This window comes from Mesorhizobium sp. M4A.F.Ca.ET.022.05.2.1 (genome assembly GCF_003998845.1).
Lineage (GTDB): Bacteria > Pseudomonadota > Alphaproteobacteria > Rhizobiales > Rhizobiaceae > Mesorhizobium.
The window spans coordinates 1-3,180 of sequence record NZ_RZOJ01000554.1 but is presented as its reverse complement, the minus strand read 5'-3'; the positions used below and the strand labels follow the sequence as shown (position 1 = coordinate 3,180).

Genomic DNA, 3,180 nt, shown 5'->3' with positions numbered 1-3,180 from the left:
GTCCCCGATAATCCCGCTATCCACAGGCTGGTGGCGGTTCCCCAAAGCCCTTACCCGGCGTACGTTAAACCCATCTCAGGCGGCTACCGATCGCCCAGCCGAAAGGCAAAGCGGAAAGGCGGATTTCCTGAGGCCCGCACGGTCCGGAACGAGAGCAGGCTTGCCTGTTGGAGGGACGGATGCCGGCGGGGCCGCGGAAAGCGTGCGAACGCCGACGGCGGACCGATGCTGCCATGAAGGCCGGTGAAAACCTTCGATGGCACGCTGGGCGAAGCCCGCAAGGGTGGTGACCGGCGTGGTCTGGAACGGGCGCTGCCCTCGGGTGGCGACTGGCAGGACCGTCAAAATCAAGGCCGGCTTGGCGCGACATCTTTCGGGAGTTGCTGCCGCGACCGTGTCCTGATCTGACAGGGAGGCGCTGGGAGAAATCCCAGCGCCGACTGTTTTTGGGCTCTCTCTTCTTCGCGGCCTCCCGTCTCCGGTCGCCTTGCCGTCCAACCGTGGGCGTCTTTCGTCAGCCATGGACTTGCCCACGTGGCTTTCACCCCACACGCATGGCTGCAACGGGCGCCGGAATCGGCTAACGCTATCCGCTCCCGGCCGACCCGGACACACGCCGGACCGGCCTGACCGTCGCCGTGCGCAAGCTGCATACGGCGCTGCCGGCGCTGATCAAGGCCGGCGCCAGGCTCAAGCACGTCTACGACGGTTGAGGCTTTTCAGTCACAGCCGGAGCCTCGGAAACATTCCGTCACGCACAAATCATAATCGTGGCCAAATCCCGCCTTGTTCCCCGGCGACTGGTCATTTGGGAACGAATCCGAGGACAAGACCGTGATCAAGACCGCCCTTGTCGCCATGACCATCGTCGGCTGCGACTGCGACGCCAAGCTTTGCGAGTATATCGGCGAAACGCCGGCCAAGTGGGCGACGATCGCCGATTGCGAAGCGGCGATGAAAAGCCAGATGCTGCACGAGCGCAACTTCAACTATCCGCTGGTTTCAGGCATCTGCCGCGCCAAGGGTTCGGCGTCTTCCTCCGAGCTCGCCGCGATAGCCTCGAAGCCTGACCTGACGCCCAGGCAGGCCACGGTCGATCCGCTGCCGCCCGAGCTCAGCCACCGGCCCAGCGTCCCCGTCGGCTCGCCGGCCACGGTGGCGGAAACCGAAGCCGCGAAGCCGGTCGCCTATGAAGCGGCGGTCAATGGCGGCAGCGCGGTGCTCTACCGCACCAAGGCCGGCTACGCCGTGGTCAAGACCGATCTCAGCCGCGCCGCGTCCGCGACGGTCGGCATGGCGAAACGGTCGGCGGACTGGCTGGCCGGGATCGTGCCGAGCGGACTTTAAGCAACAAAGCGGGGCGACCCGCTTTTGTTTGATTGGTCCAGCCGCGCTGCCCGCTTCCCAGGGCCCGATCGATCTGGCATAGGACGCACCGCACATCAGGCGCCTGTTCGAAAGTCCCCGCCCTTGCATCCCGCAATTGAAATCATCGGCGCGTTTGCCGCGCTCATCACCACGCTTGGCTGGATTCCGCAGGTCGCCAAGGTGGCGCGCGAGCGCCGCGCCGGCGACATCTCGCTGTTCGCCACCGGCTCCATCGCCACCGGCGTCTTCCTGTGGACGCTTTACGGCCTGCTGATCGGCTCCTGGCCGGTCATCCTCGCCAATGGCGTCACCTTCCTGTTCGTGATCGCCATCCTCGGCATGAAGCTGCGCTTCGGTTGAAAATCAGCACCTGATGCACGATGATCCCGCCTTCCGGGTGGAGGGGTCGTTGCATGAAGTTCTTAGCCCGCGCGGTGCTGTCCCTGATGCTGGCGCTTGCGCCCGTGCATGTTCACGCCCAAGGCGACGACAAGACCGTCATGGTGCGGTCGGACGATCCGGAGATGACGACGGCGATAGAACAGGCGCGAGCCAGCCTGGATGACTTCCTGGCCTTGTCCGAGGCGCCGCCGCCGGGGACCGACAAATTCAAACTGAAGGTGATGATCGTCGATGGCGATGCGACGGAGCATTTCTGGGTCATCCCCTTCAAGCGCACCGCCTCGGGCTTTGCCGGCATTTTGGCCAACGAGCCCGAGATCGTCCAAAATGTCGTCTACGGCCAGTATATCGAATTCTCCCGCGACGACATTTCCGACTGGGGTTACATCAGGGACGGCCATCAGGTCGGCAGCTACACCGTCTGCGTGATGCTGAAGAAGATGTCCGAGCAGGACGCGGACTATATGCGCAGCAATTACGGCTTCGACTGCTGAGAGCTAATGCACGTCGCGCAAAAGTGTGCAGCGGTTTTGCGAAAACGACATGCATAAAAACAAAGACCTAAAGCGCGTCGCCTGGACCCGTTTCCAGCGCGACGCGCTTTAGCCGGCCGCTTCGTCCGCCGCGCCGATCTTGCGCACCAGCGCCGCCGTCGCCAGCATCGCGCCGAGATCGGCGATCATCGGCGCGATATGGGTCTGGTAGTCGATCGGCACGGAGATGTCCGGCAACTCGAAGAAGTTCTTGCTGCGCGGCATGAGCAGGAAGCCGTCGCTGCCGTTGAGCGCGATGCGGGCCTGGTCATATGGCCATGTCTCGCCGAGCCAGGTCAGCGCGCTGGCCAGGCGTCCGGTGACCAGCGGCCTCGCAGCGTCGACATTGTCGGTGCGGAACTCGTAGCTGGCGTCGAGTTCCGGCACGCCGCAGGCCAGTTCCTGCAGCTTGCTGGAGAACATGCCGCGGAAGAAGCCGACCACCTTGCCGGCCTTGCGCGCCGCAACCAGCATGCCTGGGAACGGCTCGATGGTCTCGAAGGCGACGATGACGCCCTTGAAGACCGTTTGCTGGCTCTTGCCGGAGCCCTCCGTCAGCTTCGCCTCGTAGAGTTCGAAGGGAAAATCCTCGTAGCGGCCCGATATGATGTCGTCGAAGCTCTGCCGGTTGAAGGCCCCGATCGTCTCGCGCGGCAGCCGGTCGAAGGAATTCGGCCGCACACCATGCTGGTAGCGCACATCGCGGACGAAGCCGAAGATCATCGGCAGAACCGTATCGCGGAACGATTGCTGCAGCCTGGTCGCCGGTCTCACGGCCTGGAAATAAAGCAGCACCGCCGCCACGAAGCCGCCGACGTAGAGGAAGACATGCGGCGTCGAGAACCATTGCTCGTTGGGATCGGCGGCGGCGTTGAAC

The 3,180-nt window shown here is 64.0% G+C and carries 4 protein-coding genes; 3 read left to right on the top strand and 1 reads right to left on the bottom strand.

Features of this window, described 5'->3' with window-relative positions; translation table 11 throughout:
- The first annotated feature begins 834 nt into the window (after positions 1-834).
- From EN745_RS32520 to EN745_RS32510, 3 genes are all read left to right on the top strand, one after another.
- A complete protein-coding gene (locus EN745_RS32520; RefSeq protein WP_126058714.1) occupies positions 835-1,347 on the top strand; it encodes a hypothetical protein in 513 nt (170 codons plus the stop codon).
- A gap of 123 nt (positions 1,348-1,470) precedes the next feature.
- Positions 1,471-1,728 (top strand): SemiSWEET transporter, encoded by a 258-nt coding sequence (locus EN745_RS32515; RefSeq protein WP_126058713.1) that lies wholly within the window; start codon positions 1,471-1,473, stop codon positions 1,726-1,728.
- A gap of 53 nt (positions 1,729-1,781) precedes the next feature.
- Positions 1,782-2,264 carry a DUF2314 domain-containing protein gene (locus EN745_RS32510; protein WP_127423142.1) on the top strand — a complete coding sequence of 161 codons (483 nt, stop codon included), beginning with the start codon at positions 1,782-1,784 and terminating at the stop codon, positions 2,262-2,264.
- Between the two features lie 108 nt (positions 2,265-2,372).
- Here EN745_RS32510 and EN745_RS32505 read toward each other — a convergent pair.
- The coding region (locus EN745_RS32505; protein ID WP_127423141.1) for a DUF3137 domain-containing protein at positions 2,373-3,180 on the bottom strand (808 nt) is incomplete at its 5' end.